The organism is Herbaspirillum sp. NPDC087042 (assembly GCF_044745245.1).
Lineage (GTDB): Bacteria > Pseudomonadota > Gammaproteobacteria > Burkholderiales > Burkholderiaceae_D > Herbaspirillum.
Map to the genome: position 1 here is coordinate 93906 of NZ_JBIUZW010000014.1, position 18134 is coordinate 112039.

Genomic DNA, 18134 nt, shown 5'->3' on the forward strand with positions numbered 1-18134 from the left:
ATGACACCGACATCCACTTTGCTCCAGCCACAGCCAAAGTCACCGCCGGTGGTGGAGCTGCTGCCGCCGTCCATGATCGTGCGCGTGGGCAGGCGTCGGCTGACCTTGTCCTGGCGTGCGCGCAAGCCCTTGCCGCAATTGCTGGCGGGCCTGTTGCGTCGTTCATGGCGTAGCCTGCTGGCGCCGGCCCTGCGCATATCGATTGCGGCAGCGGCCGTGTGTGGCGCCTGGCAGGCGCCGGTGCTGGCGGCCGCGCCTGCTGCCGGCACCCTGCCTACCGGCTGGAGCGTGATCAATGGCAATGTCACCTTCACCCAGAACGGCACCACGCTCAATATCAACCAGCTTTCGCCGCAGGCCATTGCCGGCTTCGTCTCCTTCAGCATCGGCTCGGGCGCGGCGGTCAACATCAGTCAGCCCAGCACGACCTCGGCCTTGCTGGCCAAGGTGAGCGGCGGTGATATCTCGCAGATCTATGGCCGCCTGAGTGCCAACGGCACCGTGGTGCTGTACAACCCCAATGGCGTGGTGGTCGGTCCCAGCGGGACCATCGATGCGGGGCGCTTCATCGCTACCTCGCTGGCCATCAGCGATAGCGACTTCCTGGCCGGCAAGCTCAATTTCGCCAGCCAGGGCGGCGCCGGCCTGGTGGATAACCAGGGGACCATCCAGTCGGCCACCGGTGGCAGCGTCTACCTGATCGGCGCCAACGTGTCCAACAGCGGCGTGATCCGCAGCCCCCAGGGCGAGGTCATCCTGGCCGCGGGCCAGACCGTGACCCTGGCCGACACGGCCACGCCCGGCGTGACGGTGAATGTGACCGGTAGCACAGCCTCCGTCACCAACCTGGGCAGCATCACCGCAGAGGCCGGCCGTATTGGCGTGGCCGCCGGCCTGATTACCAATAGCGGCGTCATCAACGCCTCCAGCGTGGTGCGCGAGGGTGGACGGATCTTCCTGCGCGCGTCGCAGAACCTCACGACCACGGCCAGTTCCAACATCAGCGCCGATGGCACCAGCGGTGGCAACATCAGCCTGGTGGCGCAGAACCAGGCCTTCATCGACGGCGACGTTTCGGCCACCGGCGCAGCGGGCCAGGGTGGTTACGTGGAGACCTCCGGCCTGAAGAAGCTCGATGTGGTCAAGGTACCCAAGGTCGGTTCGGGCGGTAGCTGGCTGATCGACCCCTATGACCTGCAGGTCGTGGCCGGCGGCGCCTCCGTGGATGCCTCCCAGGAGGACTGCAATTGCTACGCCGTCAGCTCCTCGGGCAGCGTCTCCCAGATCGGTGCCGACACCATCACCGGTCAGCTCAATGCCGGCGTCAACGTGACCCTGGCTACCGGGGCCGGCGGCAGCCAGGCGGGCAACATCACCGTCAGTGCCGACATCGCCAAGACCGGCAACGTGAGCAGCACGCTCACGCTCAATGCCGCCAACAACATCAGCATCAACGCCAACATCACCAGCACCAACAGTACGCTGGGCCTGACCCTGCATACCGGCGCCGGCGAGGATGTCAGCTATGACCCCACGCGCATCAGCACCATCGGCAACGGCGCGCGGGTGCTGCTCAATGGCGGCACCCTGAATGTGTGGGATGGCATCGAGGGCTCGGGCAACCTGTCCATCGCCAACGGCACGCTCAGCCTGGGAACTGGTGGCGCGCTGACGGCGCGTAGCCTGCAAGTGGGCAGCGCCGGCACGCTGACGCTGGACAACGCCCAGGTCAGCCTCAATTCGCTGAGCAATGACGGCACCGTGCGCCTGGCCAGTGGCTACAACAACATCAGCGTGGCCAACAGCCTGGACAACAACGGCACCATCTACGTCAATGCCAGTGGCCGGCTGCAGACCAGCCTGGGCGTGAACAACAATGGCGGCGGCCAGATCCTCTTCAACGGCGCCGATACCACCTTCACGACCGCGGGCAATGGCCAGTGGGTCAACAACGGCACCATCAACGTCAGTGGCAGCGGCCAGACGGTGAGCCTGTCCAGCAAGGGGGGGCTGATCAACAACGGCAACCTCTCCGTGAGCAACAGCGCGACGTTGCTGGCCACCGACACCGGCAGCCTGACCAACAATGGCACGGTCACCCTGAGCGGCGGCACGCTGTCCTTCTATGACATCACCAACAACCAGAACGCGACCATCGCCGGCAACGGCACCCTGGTGGCGTCGGACCTGGTGAGCAACAATGGCAACCTGGCTCCCGGTGGCGACGGCACCACCGGCAACATGACCATCGCCGGCAACTTTAGCCAGGGCGCCACGGGGGTGATGATGATCGACATCGCACCCGACGACATCACCGACCGGATCACCTTCACGGGCGCCTCGGTCAATCTGGGTGGCACCCTGAAGACGCGCCTGCTGGCCAACTATGTGCCGACCCTGGCTGTCAGTGTCAGGCCGCTACTCTCCACCAATGGTTTCGGTAGCAGCTATTTCCGCTATGTGACCGGCGATGTGGTCACCGCCAATGGCGCGGCCAGCATGTTCAAGGCGGTCTACGGTGGCGACGGCGGACTGAGCCTGTCCTTGATGGCCGGCCAGAACTTCTACGCGGTCAACTCCGAGGGCGGATGGGGGAGCAGCGCATCCTGGCAGGATGCCAACGGCCAGCGCATCAGTACCTACCTCCCGACCCAGGTCGATACGGTCGTCGTCAACAGCAGCGTGGTGGCCGTGCACGACGCCGGCAACGACGTGATTGGCGGGCTGCAGGTCAACAGCGGCGGTGAATTGCAGCAGCAGGCCGGCAACCTCACGGTGTCGGGCAACTCCACCATCGCGGGGACCGCCAATGTCAGCGGTGGCGCCCTGACCCTCAATGGCGTCAACGCCCTGGCCGGCAGCGTGATCCTCAGCGGCGGCTCGCTGACCACCAGTGGTACCACCAACATCACCGGGACGCTCAATGTGTCCGCCGGCAATGTCACGCTCAACGGCAACAGCACCGGCAATGGCACCATTACGATCGGCAGCAGCAGTGTGCCCAACAACAACGATGACGGGCCCAATGCCCAGAACGTGGAGATGCCGGTAGGCGACGCCAATGTCACCATCGCCAATGCCTCGCAGGCCAGCCTGAACGTGCAGCTCAACAATGGCAACCTGACCCTGGCCGGCGGCGCCCGTTTCGCCACCCTGAACGTGGCTAACGGTACGGTCACCGGCAATACCGGCTCGCAACTGTCGGTCTCGGAGAGCTTTACCCAGACCGGTGGCACCCTGACCCTGGCCGATGCGGCCCTGTCGCAGTCCAGCGGCGCGCTGGCAGTGGGTAACATCAGCGCCAACCATCTGGTGCTGGAGGCGCAGAACGGCAACATCACGCAAAACAGCGGAACCAGCTTGCACGTGACGACGCAATTGCTGGCCTCGGCCTCCACCGGCATCTCGTTGAATCAGTCCGGCAACCAGATCGCAGGCTTTGCCGCCTACAACCGTGGCACCGGTGACATCACGCTGACCAATCACCTCAACACCACCGATGCCAGCGTGGTGACGCTCAATGGCCTCTACACGGCGCGCGGCAATATCACGGTCGACAATACCGGCGGCATGGCGACGGCGGCGCTGGGCAGCAGCGCCAACTTCCTGGGCAGCCTGCCCTCCAATCCCGATGGGTCTGCCGTGACGGTCGCCAGCCGGCTTGCCATGCTGGGGATCACGACCAACGGCCAGGTCAAGAGCGCCAACGGTTCGGTCAGCCTGGTCACGCACAGCCCATTGACCATCGGTGGCGGTGGCGTCAGCGCCTCGGGCAATATCGTGCTCACGGCGGGGAGTTCCAACGGCACCAATGACAACCTGGTGGTCAATGGCGTGCTGGTCTCGCTGGGCGGCAACATCACGCTCAGTGCCGGCGATTCCATGACCATCAACGCCAATATCTCCACCTCGCCACCGGGCGTGGCGCTGCTGTCGGTGGATTCGGGAGCAGTGATCGGTTACGCCCAGGGCGTGAGCATCACCGATGCCAACGGTACGCGCATTCCGGTGCCGCTCAGTACGACCGGCAGCACCAGCCAGACCGACCAGGCGGTGCAGCAGCAACAGAACCAGCAGACCCAGAACCTGCAGAGCACGCTCAACGGTGCACAGCTGTCCGATACGGCAGCGCAGTCGGCGGGCAATGTGGTGCAGCAGAACAGTGTCGGTGGACAGACCGTGGGCGGTACCTCGGGCAATTTCGGCGATGAGGGCAGCGACAAGAAGCAAGCCAAGAAACCCCTGCCCATGTGCACCTGAGCCAGTGAGATTGACGACACCATGAATTCGTTTATACCGAAGCTGTCGCAGGCGCTCCGTCATGGCCTGCTTTCCCTGGGCCTGGCCCTGTTCATGCTGGGTGCAGCACAACTGGCGCAGGCCCAGGTGGTGGGGCAGGTGACCCATCTCTCGGGCGTGCTCACCGCGCGTCATGCCGATGGCACGCGCGCGGTGCTGGCGGTGAAGTCGGCCATCCAGCAAGGCGACAGCCTCATCACCGAGCGCGAGACCTATGCCCGCGTGAAGTTCGTGGACGATGCCGAGATCGTGCTGCGCCCGGGGACCGAAGTGGCCGTCAGCAAGTATGTCTATGACGAGAAGAAGCCGCAGAACGACTCGGTGGCCATCGGCCTGGTCAAGGGCGGCTTGCGCGCGGTGACCGGTCTGGTCGGCAAGCGCAACCACGATGCGGTCAACTTCGATACGCCCACGGCCACCATCGGCATCCGTGGCACCCATTTCGGGGCGCTGTATTGCCAGAACGATTGCGGCGGTATTCCAACACCGAACGGCCAGCCACTCAACAATGGCTTGCATGTGGATGTGGCGACGGGGGCGATCCTGGTCAGCAATGCCGGTGGCAGTGCGATATTCAGCGCAGGCCAGTTCGGCTTTGTGCCGGGACCGACGCAGCCGCCGGTGATCCTGCCACAGGGCCAGGGATTCTCGGTGACCATGCCCCAGGCCATCAGCAGCAATGGCAACAACGGCACCCAGAAGATCGGTGCGGCCAAGCTGGATGCGTGCGTGACCCAGTAGGCCAGTCGGCACGGCCAGCGCCATGAGAAAGGGCGCCTGCACTTGCGTGCCGGCGCCCTTGTCGTCCGGGCCCACCGGGCCCGGATCAGAATTCCAGGATGGTACCGGTGTCGAGCATGCGGGGGCGGTGTGGTCCGCTGCCGGATGCGATCTCGTCGGCAATCTGCTGCAACTGGCCGGGCTTGGCATGGGTGATCCATACCTCCGGCCGGGATTGCAGCTGCTGCAATTCGTCCAGTAGCAGGCTGGGGCACAGGTGCTTGGACAGCAGCGCCAGTTCGCGCTCGCGATTGGCGAAGGCGGCTTCGATGATGAGGTGGCGCAATTGCCCGATCTGGTTGAGTGCCGTCCACAGCGGCGGGCAGGCCGTGGTGTCGCCGGTGAAGGCCAGCGACGCGCCGCTGGCGTCGTTGCGCAACTGGTAGCCCACGGCCGGTACGGTATGCAGGGCCGGCAGCGGTGTGATGCTGCGCTGGCCGATGCTCACCGTCTGGCCGGGTTCGATGGTGGCAAAGCGCAGGAAGGGCTGCTCGGCCGTCGGGATCACACTGAAATCAGGCCAGATGTGCCAGTTGAAGATGTGCTTGCGGATGATCTCCAGCGTCGCCGGCGTGGCATGCATGGTGAGCGGGGTACTGCGCATGTCGCCCACGCTGTCGATCATCAGGGGCAGGCAGGCAATATGGTCGAGGTGGGCATGGGTAATGAAGACATGGTCGATGGCAGCCAGTCGCTCCAGCGACAGGTCGCCCACGCCGGTGCCGGCATCGATCAGGATATCGCCATCGACCAGCAGCGAGGTGGTGCGCATGCCATTGCCACCAATGCCGCCACTGCAGCCGAGAATTTCTACACGCATCATCAATGCCACTCAAATGGTTGGACCTGCCCGCCAGCGCTCCGTGGGATCCACCTGCAGCGCCCGGGGGTAGCCTGAAAACCCGCGCCAGTGCTGCGTTGTCGGGAAATGTGGCGAATTATGCAACAGCTCGGGATGTTAAGGGATTCAGGCATTCAAATCAATCGGGTTCTCGCGGGCCTGCCTTGCCGTCTCCGCCAGCCATTCTGCGGGGCTGTTGCAAGCGCAGAATTGCAGCCCAAATCCCCTCAAGCTCGCGGCAAGACGCTCTGCTGGCTCGCCTTAGAATCGCGACAATGCCGAAAAAGCATCTGTCAAAAGCGCAGGTCTGCCGTAGTCCGGGCGTGACCGCGCAGTCCACTTTGCCCACGTCAACGCATCAGGAGCAGAATGTTGTTAGCAGTCAATGACGCCGCTTACGCCTGCCTTCGCGCTTCCTGCCGCGTTGCGGAGATTGCTGCATGAACCATCCCGACCAGACTTCGACTCCCGGCCCGCAGCGCGATATCGCCTTCCGGCTGGAACGCCTCACCGAACTGTGCCGGGAGCTGGGCAGCAGTCGCGATATCCCGCTGCTGCTCGAACGCATCCTGCTGACCGCCAAGGACATCACGCAAGCCGATGGCGGCACGCTCTACCGCGCCGACGACAGCGGCCGCAGCCTGCGCTTCTATATCTCGGTCAACGATACCCTGGGCATGCACCAGGGCGGCAGCAGTGGCAAGCCGATCTCGATTCCCGACATCGCCCTGACGCTGCCCGATGGTCAGCCCAACCTGGCGGCGGTGGCGGCGTATGCAGCCAACACCCGCAAGTCGGTCAACATCGCCGACGTCTACCAGGCCAGCGGCTTCAACTTCAACGGCATGCGGCTGTTCGACGAGAAGTATGGCTACCACTCCAAGTCCATCCTGACGGTCCCCATGCAGGACCACGAGGGCGAGCTGGTGGGGGTGCTGCAGCTGATCAACGCCATCGATCCGGCCAGCGGCGAGGCGGTGCCGTTCTCCGAGACCGACCAGCACTTCATCGAAGCGCTGGCCTCGCAGGCGGCCATGGCGATGACCAACCAGCAACTGATCCAGCGCCTGGAACATCTGTTCGAAAGCCTGATCAAGCTCATCAACATCGGCATCGGCGAGAAATCGCCGCACACCGGCCGTCACTGCGAGCAGGTGCCGCAACTGGCCATGATGCTGGCCGAAGCCGCCCACGCGGCGACCGAGGGGCCGCTGGCGGAGTTCCGCATGAACGAGGCCGACCGCCGCGAACTGTGGCTGGCGGGGCTGCTGCATGATTGCGGCAAGATCAGCACGCCGACCCATATCGTGGAAAAGTCGACCAAGATGGAAACCATCTTCGATCGCATCCACCTGGTCGATACCCGTATCGAAGTCCTCAAGCGCGATGCCGAGATCGCTGTGTTGCAGGAGAAGCTGGCCCTGGGCGCGGCGCTGACGCCGGCGCAGGCGGGCGCACTGGATGAGCGCCTGCAGGCGCAGCTGCTGCAGCTGGACGACGAGCGTGCCTTCCTGCGCAAGATCAACATCGGTACCGAAGGCATGAAGCCGGAAGACCAGCAACGCGTCCTGGAGATCGCCGCACGCCAGTGGCGTGGTCCGGACGGCCAGTTGCGCGCACTGCTGGACGATGAGGAATCGGGCAACCTGCGCATCCGCGCCGGGACCCTCAACGATGCCGAGCGCCAGATCATCAACAACCACATCGTGATCACCATCAAGATGCTGGAGTCGCTGCCCTGGCCCAAGCAGCTTTCCCGTGTCACCGAGTTCGCCGGCGGCCACCATGAGCGCATGGATGGCAAGGGCTATCCCAAGGGACTCACGCGCGAGCAGATGTCGGTGCAGGCGCGCATCATGGCCGTGGCCGATATCTTCGAGGCCGTCACCGCCGCCGACCGGCCCTACAAGCGTGGCAATTCGCTCAACGAGGCGGTGCAGATCCTGGCCGGTTTCAAGGCCCGCGACCACATTGATCCTGACCTCTTCGACCTGTTCGTGCGCGAGCGTATCTACGAGAAGTACGCCGAGAAATTCATGCATCCCAGCCAGATCGACGAAGTCGACCTGTCGCGCATCCCGGGGCATGCGCCCTGAAGCGGGCGGCCGACATGGGGTATGCTTGTGCCTGGACCAGCGGCCTTGGCCGCGGGCATGACAGCGCATCGAGGAAAAGCAACACGTGTCTGAGGCAGTAATCCGCACATCTCCCCCCGCCGGCCCTTCCGCCAGTTTCTTCCGCCGCCATTGGCGCGGCGACTACTCGCTGGGCCGCTCCTACTGGCTGCATACGGTGCTGCTCAGTTCGCTGGTGCCGGCCCTGGCCATCTCGGTACTGGCACGGCTGACCAACGACATGCCGGCGCGCTACGGCATGGCCGGCGTGCTGGGCATCGCCGCCTTCAGCTACCTGGCCTGGACCTGGGGGGTATGCGGCTGCTGGCGCTCGGCCAGTCACCATGTGGCGCGCGGCGGCCGGCGCTGGGCCGAAGTAGCGGTCAAGTTTCTCATCGTCTGCGGCGTCATCAGCATGGTCACCAGCACCCTGCGCGCGATTCCCTCGCTGCACGAGCAGCTGGACATCGCCCTGGGCCGGCAGCTGGGACCGCCGGTGGTGTATCAGCTACGTGTGGATGGCAAGTCCATCCTCCTGCAGGGGGGCATGAACGACGGCGCTGCCGATGGCCTGGAGCGCATGCTGCAGCAGTCGCCCTCGGTGAAGACGGTGGTGCTGTACTCGGCCGGTGGCTGGGTGCGCGAAGGCCGTCTGGTGGGTGACGTGATCCGCCGTCACCAGCTCAATACCTATGTGGAGCAGGAATGTTCGTCCTCCTGCACCCTGGCCTTCATGGCCGGGCGCGACCGTGCCATGGATCCGCGCGCGCATATCGGATTCCACACGCTCTATACGGTGGGCGGCGACGATCGCATCAACAAGAGCTTCGACCGCAAGCTGACCTTCGATACCTACGGCAAGCTGGGTTTGCCGCATGACTTCATCGCACGCATCGCCGATACGCCGGCCAGCCAGAGCTGGTATCCGGAACTGGGCCAGCTGCTGCAGGCCGGCGTGCTCACCCGCCTGGCACCGGGCGGGGAGACGGCGCAGATCGCCACCATCGCCACCTCGCGTGACATCCTGGAAGCCGAATTCAAGAAGGGCGCGCTGTTCGACATCATGGCGCGCTACCACCCCAGGGAATTTGCCCACACCATCGACCTGGCCTGGGCCAAGGTCCAGGCGCACGCCTCGGATGCGGCGATCCTGGCGGTCGGGCGCGAGCAGGTCGGCATCCTTAGCCGCCGGCTGTTGCCGATAGCCTCCGACGAATCGCTGGCCGAATTCCAGCAATTGCTGCTGGACCAGGCGGTGGCCCTGCGTGGCATCAGCGTGGCGGCCTGCACCGAACTGATCTATCCGCGTTCGCGGGCCGACGCCGCCGCCGGGCGCGAGGCACCGCAGGCGGTGCTGCCGCAGGAGTTCGCCAACCGCGAGCAGGTGATGACCCAGCACCTCATGCGCGACGCCGATCCCGCCAATGCGGCGCGCTTCACGCTGGCCGAGCGTACCCGCGTGATCCGCCAGGCGCTGGCGCCGCTGACCCAGGAGCAGCTCAAGCTGTTGTCCTCGCCGATGCGCCGGGCCCAGGATCCGGAAGGGACCTGCGACGCCTCCATCGCCTACCTGCGTGCATTGAACCAGTTGCCACCGGAGACACGCCGGGTCGCGCTGCGGGTGCTGTACTCGCGGCAGTGAGCCCGGCGAGGCGGCCAGCAGTCGATGTTGCGATGCGGTAAAATAGCGCCATCCCTGCTTGCGCGCCGCTCCCCTGGCGGTTCCTGGCGCCAGGCCCTTCCCTGAAGCATCCGTCGTTCCGGCAGGCCTGCCGAGCCTGCCTGCTTGTCCAGCCCATGAGCACCATGACCACCACCTCTTCGCGCCTGCGCGCGCTGCGCCAGAACGTCCTGGCCGGCCTGACCACTTCCTTTGCCCTCGTCCCCGAGTGCATCGCCTTCGCCCTGGTGGCGCAACTGAATCCGCTGATGGGCCTGTATGGTGCCTTCTTCATCTGCACCATCACGGCCCTGTTCGGTGGCCGGCCGGGGATGATTTCCGGCGCGGCCGGCTCGATGGCCGTGGTGATCGTGGCGCTGGTGGTGCAGCATGGGCCGCAGTATTTCCTGGCCACGGTAGTGCTGTCGGGGCTGATCATGCTGGCCTTCGGCGCGCTGCGGCTGGGCAAGCTGGTGCGCATGGTGCCGCATCCGGTGATGCTGGGCTTCGTCAACGGCCTGGCCATCGTGATTGCCACCGCGCAGCTGGAGCATTTCCGTACCAACGGTCCGGGTGGCCCGCAATGGCTGCAGGGAACGCCCTTGCTGATCATGGCCGGCCTGACCCTGGCCACCATGCTGATCGTCTGGCTGCTGCCACGCGTGACGCGCGCCATTCCGCCGGCGCTGGCCGCGATCCTGGGCGTGGGGGTACTGAGCTACGCCAGCGGCCTGCACACGCGCACGCTGGGAGACATGGCCGCCATCGCCGGTGGCCTGCCGCAATGGCACCTGCCGGTGGTACCCCTGGACCTGGAGACGCTGCGCATCATCGGCCCCTATGCGGTGCTGATGGCCATCGTCGGCTTGCTGGAAACCTTGTTGACCTTCAACCTCACCGACGAGATCACCGCCACCCGTGGCCAGCCGGACCGCGAATGCCTGGCGCTGGGCGCGGCCAATATCGTCTCGGGCCTGTTCGGTGGCATGGGGGGCTGCGCCATGATTGGCCAGACCATGATCAACCTCGGCTCGGGCGGGCGCTCGCGCCTGTCGGGCGTGGTGGCGGGGGGGATGATCCTGTTGTTCATCCTGTTCCTGTCGCCGGCCATCGAGCGTATTCCGCTGGCGGCACTGGCCGGGGTGATGTTCGTGGTGGCACAGGAGACCTTTGCCTGGGGTTCGCTGCGGGTGCTGGGCAAGGTACCCAGGAATGATGCGCTGGTCATCATCGCCGTTACCATCATCACCGTGATGACCGACCTGGCCGTGGCGGTGCTGTGCGGCATCGTGATCGCCGCGCTGAACTTCGCCTGGCAACATGCGCGCGAGATACGCGCCGACGTCGCCGACGAGGACGATGGCAGCCGCACCTACCTGCCGCACGGCACGCTGTTCTTTGCCTCGACCACGCACTTCCTGGAATTGTTCGACCCGCAGCGCGATCCGCAGCAGGTCACGCTGGATTGCCGCCACCTGCGCCTGGCCGACCATTCGGCCATCGCCGCCGTGCAGACGCTGGCCACGCGCTACGAGCGTGCCGGCAAACAGTTGCGCGTGACGGCCTTGTCGCAACGCTGCGGCCAGTTGCTGGCGCGGGCGGGATTGCCGCAGCTGGCCTGACGCGCAGGAGCGAAAAAAACCCGCCATCGGGGGAGCGAGGCGGGTTGAAGTACCACGGGAAATCATTTCCGCAGACCGCCCCGCATCGCAGGATGCCGGGCGGTTTTCGTTTGTCGGTGCTAGCGCATGGGCATCACAGGCCCAGGAAATCCATCTTGCCCAGCTTTACGCCCTTGTGGCGCAGGATGTCGTAGGCCGTGGTGACATGGAACATGAAATTGGGCAGGCCGAACTCCGTCAGGTATTGCTGCGCGCTTTGCGTGCGTTCCTCGCCGCGCAGCTTCATCGTCACCGGGCGTGCTTCCTGGCCATCGATGGCCTCGGCGGGGATGCTCTCCAGGAAGACGATGGTCTTGTTGATGCGTGCCTGTAATTCGTCGAAGCTGGTCTCGTCGTCGGCAAAGGGCGGCGCGGCTACGCCGGAGAGACGGCTGGCGGTGGCCTTGGCGGTGTCGCTGGCGCGTTGCACCTGCGAGGTCAGCGGGAACATGTCTTCGTACAGGCGGGCCGACAGCAGGCCAGCGTGTTCCTGCCCTTGCGCATCGGCGTGTTGTTCGGCTTTTTCCAGCAGGCTGGAGAGGTTGTTCAGACCGCGGATCAGCAGCGGAATGCTGACTTGATAGAGCGTGATGGACATGGCGTTCTCGATTGTTCCGGGAGTGGTTGGATCGGTACCCGCCCCCGGTCAGGGGAACGGGCATCGCTTGCTGCTGTACTTCTTACTGCGTGGATGACAATTGCGTACCCGGTGTCGCCTGCGGGGCGGGTGTACCCCAGCCGCCGCCCAGTGCGCGGATCAGGTTGACGGTGGAGCGGGCGCGTTCGCCATCCAGGGTCACCGAGGCGCGCTGCTGTTGCAGCACGGTGCGGTCGGCGTCGATCACGCTGAAGTAGCTGACTGCGCCTTCCTGATACTGAGTATGCGACAGCTTGGCCGCACGTGCCGAGGCGGCGACGGCTTCGTCCTGGGCGCGGTTCTGGTCGTCCAGGATGCGCAGGTTGGCCAGGTTGTCTTCCACTTCGCGGAAGGCGTTCAAGACCGTGCCACGATAGGTCGCCACCTGCTCTTCATAGCTGGCGCGGGCGCGATCCACACCGGCCTGGCGGCGGCCGCCATCGAAGAGCGGCATCGACAGCGCCGTGCCCACCAGCGGACCCAGCAGGAAGGTGCGGCTGGACCAGTTGAAGAGATCACCCAGTTGCGCCGATTCGTAACCCAGTCCACCCGTCAGGTTCAGGCTGGGGAAGAAGGCCGACTTGGCCACGCCCACGCGGGCATTGGCCGCGGCCATGGCGCGCTCGGCGGCGGCGATGTCGGGACGACGTTCCAGCAGCGTCGAGGGCAGGCCTGCCGGGACCGACAGCGTCATGCGGACCAGCGCTTGTGGCGCCAGCGAGAACTCGGCCGGGGTGCTGCCCAGGAGGATTGCCAGGGCATGCTCGGCGATGGCGCGCTGGCGGGCGATGCCCAGTGCTTCCGATTGCGCCGAGGCCAGTTCGGAACGGGCGCGTGCCACGTCCACTTCGCTGATGTCGCCTTCATCGAAACGGCGTTGTACCAGGCGCAGCGATTCCTGGCGCAGATCCACGGTGCCACGGTAGAGCGCGGCGGCGGCATCCAGTTCGCGCACCAGGAAGTACTGCTGGGCGACGTCGGCCTGCAGGGCCAGCAGCACCGAGTGGAACAGCGCTTCGCTGCGCTGGGCGTCGGCGGTGGCGGCGTCCACCGTGGAGGCGACGCGGCCGAACAGGTCCACTTCATAGGCCACGTTGACCTGGGCCCGGTAGAGCGTGAAGGGCTGGGTGTTGGCATCGGCCGGCAGGCTTTGCGAGGCCGGGGACGGACGTTGGCGGGTAGCGCCCACGCCGGCATCGACCTGCGGGAAGTAGCCCGAGCGCGCATCGCGGGTCAGGGCACGGGCCTGGCCCAGCCGGGCAGCGGCGGCCTTGAGGTCCTGGTTGGCTTGCTGGGCGCGCTCTTCCAGGGTATTGAGGCGGTCGTCACCAAAGATCTTCCACCACTGGCCACGGGCAATGTCTTCGGCGGGCTGGGCGGTCTTCCACTGGCTGCCGTTCTCGCCGGCTTGCGTGGCGGGGGCGGCTTCCTTGAAGGCGGCCGGTGTATCCACCGACGGGCGCTCGTAGGTCGGTGCCACCGAGCAACCGGCCAGCACCAGCAGCGTTGCCAGCAGGGCCGAGCCGATGCGCACGGGGCGCAGCAGGCGGGTCATCGATTGAGTCATCATTTTTCTTGCTCCATTCATTGGCTGATCGCGGGGATCAACGGTCATCCTGCGAACCGGGCAGGGCGTGCGTGGTGGGTGCCACGTGCGAGCCAGCGGTCATCGGGGCTTCGTGATGCGAGGCCGAGTGCAGCTTGCGGCGGTTGATGGTACGCAGCAGCACGTAGAACACGGGTGTCAGGAACAGGCCGAACAGGGTCACGCCCAGCATGCCGAAGAACACCGCGATACCCATCGCATGACGCATTTCCGAACCGGCGCCCGAGGACGTCACCAGCGGCACCACACCCATGATGAAGGCGATCGAGGTCATCAGGATCGGGCGCAGACGCAGGCGGCTCGATTCGATGGCGGCTTGCACGGCGGTGCGGCCCTGCATCTCCAGTTCGCGGGCAAACTCCACGATCAGGATGGCGTTCTTGGCCGACAGACCCACCAACACCATCAGACCGATCTGGGTGAAGATGTTGTTGTCGCCACGGGTGAGCCAGACACCGGTCAGCGCCGCCAGGATGCTCATGGGCACGATCAGGATCACGGCCAGCGGCAGGGTCATGCTTTCATAGAGCGCTGCCAGCACCAGGAACACCAGCAGCACGCTGATCGGGAACACCCACACGCCAGCATTGCCTGCGAGGATCTTCTGGTAGGTCAGGTCGGTCCATTCGAACTTGATGCCACGCGGCAGGGTCGCTGCAGCCACGCGCTCGGCGGCGGCCTGGGCCTGGTCGGACGAGTAGCCCGGGGCCGGACCACCGTTGATGTCGGCGGCCGTGTAGCCGTTGTAGCGCACCACCATTTCCGGGCCGAAGGTCTGCTTGACCTTCACCACCGAGGACAGCGGCACCATCTCGCCGGCATCGTTGCGGGTCTTCAGCTGGGCGATGTCCTCGGCCTTGGCGCGGAAGGGCGCGTCAGCCTGGGCACGGACCTGGTAGACACGGCCGAAGCGGTTGAAGTCGTTCACATACAGCGAACCCAGGTAGATCTGCATGGTGTTGAAGACGTCGGTCACCGGGATGCCCAGCTGCTTGGCCTTGACGCGATCCAGTTCCACGTCCAGCTGCGGCACGTTGATCTGGTAGCTGGAGAACATCGGGCCCAGTGCCGGTTCCTTGGCGGCGGCCTTCATGAAGGCCTGTGCGGCCTTGTCCAGCTCGGCATAGCCCAGTGCATCGCGGTCTTCGATCTGCATCTTGAAGCCACCCAGCGTACCCAGGCCCATCACCGGCGGCGGCGGGAAGACGGCGGTGAAGGCTTCCTTGATACCACCGAACTTCTTGTTCAGCGACGCGGCAATGGCATTGCCCGACAGTTCCTTGCTCTTGCGTTCCTCGAAGGGCTTCAGGCCCACGAAGACGATACCGGCCGAGGAGCTGTTGGTGAAGCCGTTGATGGACAGGCCGGGGAAGGCGATGGCACTGGCCACACCCGGTTCCTTCAACATGATCTCGCTCATCTTGCGCATCACGTCTTCACTGCGGTCGATCGAAGCACCGTTGGGCAGTTGTGCGAAGGCCACCAGGTATTGCTTGTCCTGGCCCGGCACGAAGCCGCCGGGGACGATGTAGGAAACGCCCAGGGTCGCTGCCAGCAGCACGGCGTACACACCCATGGTGGCGCCCTTGCGCTTGATCACGCCGGTCACGCCGCCACCGTAGCTGTCGGAGGCGCGCTGGAAGAAGCGGTTGAAGCGGATGAAGAAGCCACCCAGGAAGCGGTCCATTTGGCGCGTCAGCCAGTCCGGCTTCTCGCCATGGCCCTTGAGCAGCATGGCCGCCAGCGCCGGCGAGAGCGTCAGCGAGTTGAAGGCCGAGATCACGGTAGAGATCGCAATGGTCATCGCGAACTGCTTGTAGAACTGGCCGGTGAGGCCCGTCATGAAGGCCAGCGGCACGAACACCGCCACCAGCGTCAGGGCGATCGCGATGATGGGCCCAGACACTTCCTGCATGGCGCGATAGGTGGCGTCACGCGGGGAGAGGCCGGCGCCGATGTTGCGCTCGACGTTCTCCACCACCACGATGGCATCATCGACCACGATACCGATGGCCAGCACCATGCCGAACAGTGACAGCGCATTGATGGTGTAGCCGAAGCCCAGCATCAGCGAGAAGGTACCGATGATGGACACCGGCACGGCCAGGAGTGGAATGACCGAGGCGCGCCAGGTCTGCAGGAAGATGATCACCACGATCACCACCAGGGCAATGGCTTCCAGCAGGGTATGCACCACCGCTTCGATGGAAGCACGCACGAACTGGGTCGGGTCATAGACGATGCTGTAGCTGACCGAGGCGGGGAAGTCGGCCGACAGTTCCTTCATCGCCGCGCGCACCTGGGTCGAGACATCCAGCGCGTTGGCGCCCGGTGCCTGGAAGATGGGGATGGCCACGGCCGGCTTGTTGTCCAGCAGTGAGCGCAGGCCATATTCGGAGGCCGCCAGTTCCACCCGGGCGACGTCGCCCAGGCGGGTGGTGGCGCCATCCGGCGAGGCCTTGAGGATGATGTCGCGGAATTCGCCTTCGGTCTTCAGGCGACCTTGTGCGTTCACCGACAGCTGCAGCGGGGTATCCGGCGAGCTGGGCGAGGCGCCGATCACACCGGCGGCCACCTGCACGTTCTGCTCGCGGATGGCGCGCACCACGTCGGAGGCGGTCAGGCCGCGCTGGGCCACCTTGTTGGGGTCGAGCCAGACGCGCATGGCGTAGTTGCCCGAGCCGAACAGGCCCACTTCACCCACACCCTGGATACGCGCCAGGCGGTCCTTGACGTTCAGGACCGCGTAGTTGCGCAGGTAGGTGGTGTCGTAGCGGTTGTCGGGCGAGATCAGGTGCACCACCATGGTCAGCGTCGGCGAGGACTTGAGCGTAGTCACGCCCAGTCGCTGCACGTCTTCCGGCAGGCGCGGCAGGGCTTGCGAGACGCGGTTCTGCACCAGCTGCTGGGCCTTGTCGGGGTCCACCCCCAGGCGGAAGTTGACGGTGATGGTGAGGTTGCCGTCGCTATTGGCCTGCGACTGCATGTAGAGCATGTTTTCCACACCGTTGATCTGCTCTTCCAGCGGCGAGGCCACCGTTTCGGCGATCACCTTGGGGTTGGCGCCGGGATACTGTGCGCGCACCACCACCGAGGGCGGCACCACTTCCGGGTACTCGGAGATGGGCAGCTGGAACATGGCCAGCACACCGCCCAGCAATAGCAGTACCGACAGCACGCCCGCGAAGATCGGGCGGTCGATAAAGAATTTTGAGATGTTCATGTAGGTTCCTTGTCAGTCGTCAGGATGCAAGCGCCCTTGCAGCGGGCGTTGCATCCCCTGCGACCTGTTCTTGCTTGAATGCGAAAGGGCTGGTGCGGTATCAGGCCTTGCCGGCGGCGGTGTTGGCGGCCGGGGTGGCCGCTGCCTGCGGCTGCATCGGGACCACCGTCGGGGTGATGGCGTCGCCCGGACGGATGCGCTGCAGGCCGTTGACGACGATGCGCTCACCGGCCTTCAGGCCGCTCTCGACCACCACCAGGCCATCCTGGCCGGCGCCGACGTGGATCTGGCGATAGTTGGCGTGGTTGTCCTTGTCGGCGACCATGACGAAGCGCTTGTCCTGGTCGGTGCCGACAGCCTTTTCATCGATCAGCACGGCTGCATGCGGCTCGCCGCCACCCAGGCGGACACGGGCGTACAGGCCCGGGACCAGCTGGCCGTCGGCGTTGTCGAACACGGCGCGCACGCGGATGGTGCCGGAGGCGGTATCGAGGCGGTTGTCCACCGAGCCGACCCGGCCCTTGCGCGAGTAGCCGTCTTCATTGGCCAGGCCCAGCTCCACCGGGACGGTGGTGCCGGCAGCACGCGCCGGGTTGACGTATTTCAGGAAGCTCTGCTCATCCACATCGAAGGAGGCATACACCTTGGCTACCGAGACCAGCGTGGTCAGCGGGGCATTGGCGGCGCCCGGATTGACGACGTTGCCCACCGTGACTTCGGCGCGCGAGATGCGGCCCGAGACCGGGGCGGTGATGCGGGTGTATTCCAGGTTCAGGCGGGCGGCGCGTACGGCGGCGCGGGCGGCGGCGACATTGGCGCTGGCTTCGCGGGAGGCGTTCTGCTTTTCCTCGAAGTCGCGCTTGGCGATGGCGTTGTCGCCCAAGAGGCGCTGGCCACGCGCCAGGTCGGAGGCGGTATAGCCGGCACGCGCTTCGGCACCGGCCAGTTGCGCTTCGGCGCGGGCCACTTCGGCCTCATAGGGACGCGGGTCGATGGTGAAGAGCACATCGCCCTTCTTGACCAGGGCACCATCCTTGAAATGCACGGCCGTCAGGGTGCCGCCCACCAGGGGACGGACCTCGACGCGGTCGACCGCTTCGATGCGGCCCGAATAGGCTTGCCAGTCGATGATCTGGCGGTTGACGACTTCGGCCACATCGACCGGTGCCGCCGGGGCGGCGGCCGGACCGGTGCTGGCATTGGCCGAGAGACCGACCACCGAGATGGCGCCGCCGACCGACAGGGCGATGACGGCCAGGACGGTGGCGGTAAGGGCGAAACGCTTGCGCAGGGGAGCTGGAGTTTGCATGTTC

Annotated in this window: 10 protein-coding genes; 5 read left to right on the plus strand and 5 right to left on the minus strand. The window is 65.5% G+C overall.

What is annotated here, in order from left to right; all coding sequences use genetic code 11:
- Both ACIPHN_RS18810 and ACIPHN_RS18815 read left to right on the plus strand, forming a co-directional pair.
- Positions 1–4260 carry a beta strand repeat-containing protein gene (locus tag ACIPHN_RS18810; RefSeq protein ID WP_400438516.1) on the plus strand — a complete coding sequence of 1420 codons (4260 nt, stop codon included), beginning with the start codon at positions 1–3 and terminating at the stop codon, positions 4258–4260.
- Between the two features lie 21 nt (positions 4261–4281).
- Entirely contained in the window at positions 4282–5040 is a 759-nt protein-coding gene (locus ACIPHN_RS18815; protein ID WP_400438518.1) for a FecR domain-containing protein, read from the plus strand.
- Between the two features lie 85 nt (positions 5041–5125).
- On the opposite strand, the gene ACIPHN_RS18820 is transcribed toward ACIPHN_RS18815, so the two are convergent.
- On the minus strand, positions 5126–5899 hold the full coding sequence (locus ACIPHN_RS18820) for an MBL fold metallo-hydrolase (protein WP_400438727.1): 774 nt from the start codon (positions 5897–5899) through the stop codon (positions 5126–5128).
- A 461-nt stretch (positions 5900–6360) separates the two neighbouring features.
- On the opposite strand from ACIPHN_RS18820, the gene ACIPHN_RS18825 reads away from it, so the two are divergent.
- From ACIPHN_RS18825 to ACIPHN_RS18835, 3 genes are all read left to right on the plus strand, one after another.
- On the plus strand, positions 6361–8016 hold the full coding sequence (locus ACIPHN_RS18825; protein ID WP_400438521.1) for an HD domain-containing phosphohydrolase: 1656 nt from the start codon (positions 6361–6363) through the stop codon (positions 8014–8016).
- An 85-nt stretch (positions 8017–8101) separates the two neighbouring features.
- The gene (locus tag ACIPHN_RS18830; protein WP_400438524.1) at positions 8102–9676 is read left to right on the plus strand and encodes a hypothetical protein; all 1575 of its coding nucleotides are present in this window, start codon (positions 8102–8104) and stop codon (positions 9674–9676) included.
- A 155-nt stretch (positions 9677–9831) separates the two neighbouring features.
- A complete protein-coding gene (locus ACIPHN_RS18835; protein ID WP_400438527.1) occupies positions 9832–11316 on the plus strand; it encodes a SulP family inorganic anion transporter in 1485 nt (494 codons plus the stop codon).
- A gap of 133 nt (positions 11317–11449) precedes the next feature.
- Here ACIPHN_RS18835 and ACIPHN_RS18840 read toward each other — a convergent pair whose 3' ends face one another.
- The 4 genes from ACIPHN_RS18840 to ACIPHN_RS18855 all read right to left on the minus strand — a co-directional run bounded on the left by ACIPHN_RS18840 (position 11450) and on the right by ACIPHN_RS18855 (position 18130).
- Entirely contained in the window at positions 11450–11953 is a 504-nt protein-coding gene (locus ACIPHN_RS18840; protein ID WP_400438530.1) for a DUF1993 family protein, read from the minus strand.
- A gap of 82 nt (positions 11954–12035) precedes the next feature.
- Positions 12036–13562 (minus strand): efflux transporter outer membrane subunit, encoded by a 1527-nt coding sequence (locus ACIPHN_RS18845; protein ID WP_400438533.1) that lies wholly within the window; start codon positions 13560–13562, stop codon positions 12036–12038.
- A gap of 34 nt (positions 13563–13596) precedes the next feature.
- The gene (locus tag ACIPHN_RS18850) at positions 13597–16821 is read right to left on the minus strand and encodes an efflux RND transporter permease subunit (protein ID WP_400438535.1); all 3225 of its coding nucleotides are present in this window, start codon (positions 16819–16821) and stop codon (positions 13597–13599) included.
- A gap of 100 nt (positions 16822–16921) precedes the next feature.
- Positions 16922–18130 (minus strand): efflux RND transporter periplasmic adaptor subunit, encoded by a 1209-nt coding sequence (locus tag ACIPHN_RS18855; protein ID WP_400438538.1) that lies wholly within the window; start codon positions 18128–18130, stop codon positions 16922–16924.
- Positions 18131–18134: the final 4 nt, after the last annotated feature.

What these genes read in the sequence shown, in the direction of transcription:
- ACIPHN_RS18820 (WP_400438727.1), bottom strand. Translation starts at nt 5,899, where the DNA reads ATGCGTGTAGAAATTCTCGGCTGCAGTGGCGGCATTGGTGGCAATGGC.
- ACIPHN_RS18850 (WP_400438535.1), bottom strand. Translation starts at nt 16,821, where the DNA reads ATGAACATCTCAAAATTCTTTATCGACCGCCCGATCTTCGCGGGCGTG.
- ACIPHN_RS18845 (WP_400438533.1), bottom strand. Translation starts at nt 13,562, where the DNA reads ATGATGACTCAATCGATGACCCGCCTGCTGCGCCCCGTGCGCATCGGC.
- ACIPHN_RS18825 (WP_400438521.1), top strand. Translation starts at nt 6,361, where the DNA reads ATGAACCATCCCGACCAGACTTCGACTCCCGGCCCGCAGCGCGATATC.
- ACIPHN_RS18810 (WP_400438516.1), top strand. Translation starts at nt 1, where the DNA reads ATGACACCGACATCCACTTTGCTCCAGCCACAGCCAAAGTCACCGCCG.
- ACIPHN_RS18855 (WP_400438538.1), bottom strand. Translation starts at nt 18,130, where the DNA reads ATGCAAACTCCAGCTCCCCTGCGCAAGCGTTTCGCCCTTACCGCCACC.
- ACIPHN_RS18815 (WP_400438518.1), top strand. Translation starts at nt 4,282, where the DNA reads ATGAATTCGTTTATACCGAAGCTGTCGCAGGCGCTCCGTCATGGCCTG.
- ACIPHN_RS18840 (WP_400438530.1), bottom strand. Translation starts at nt 11,953, where the DNA reads ATGTCCATCACGCTCTATCAAGTCAGCATTCCGCTGCTGATCCGCGGT.
- ACIPHN_RS18835 (WP_400438527.1), top strand. Translation starts at nt 9,832, where the DNA reads ATGAGCACCATGACCACCACCTCTTCGCGCCTGCGCGCGCTGCGCCAG.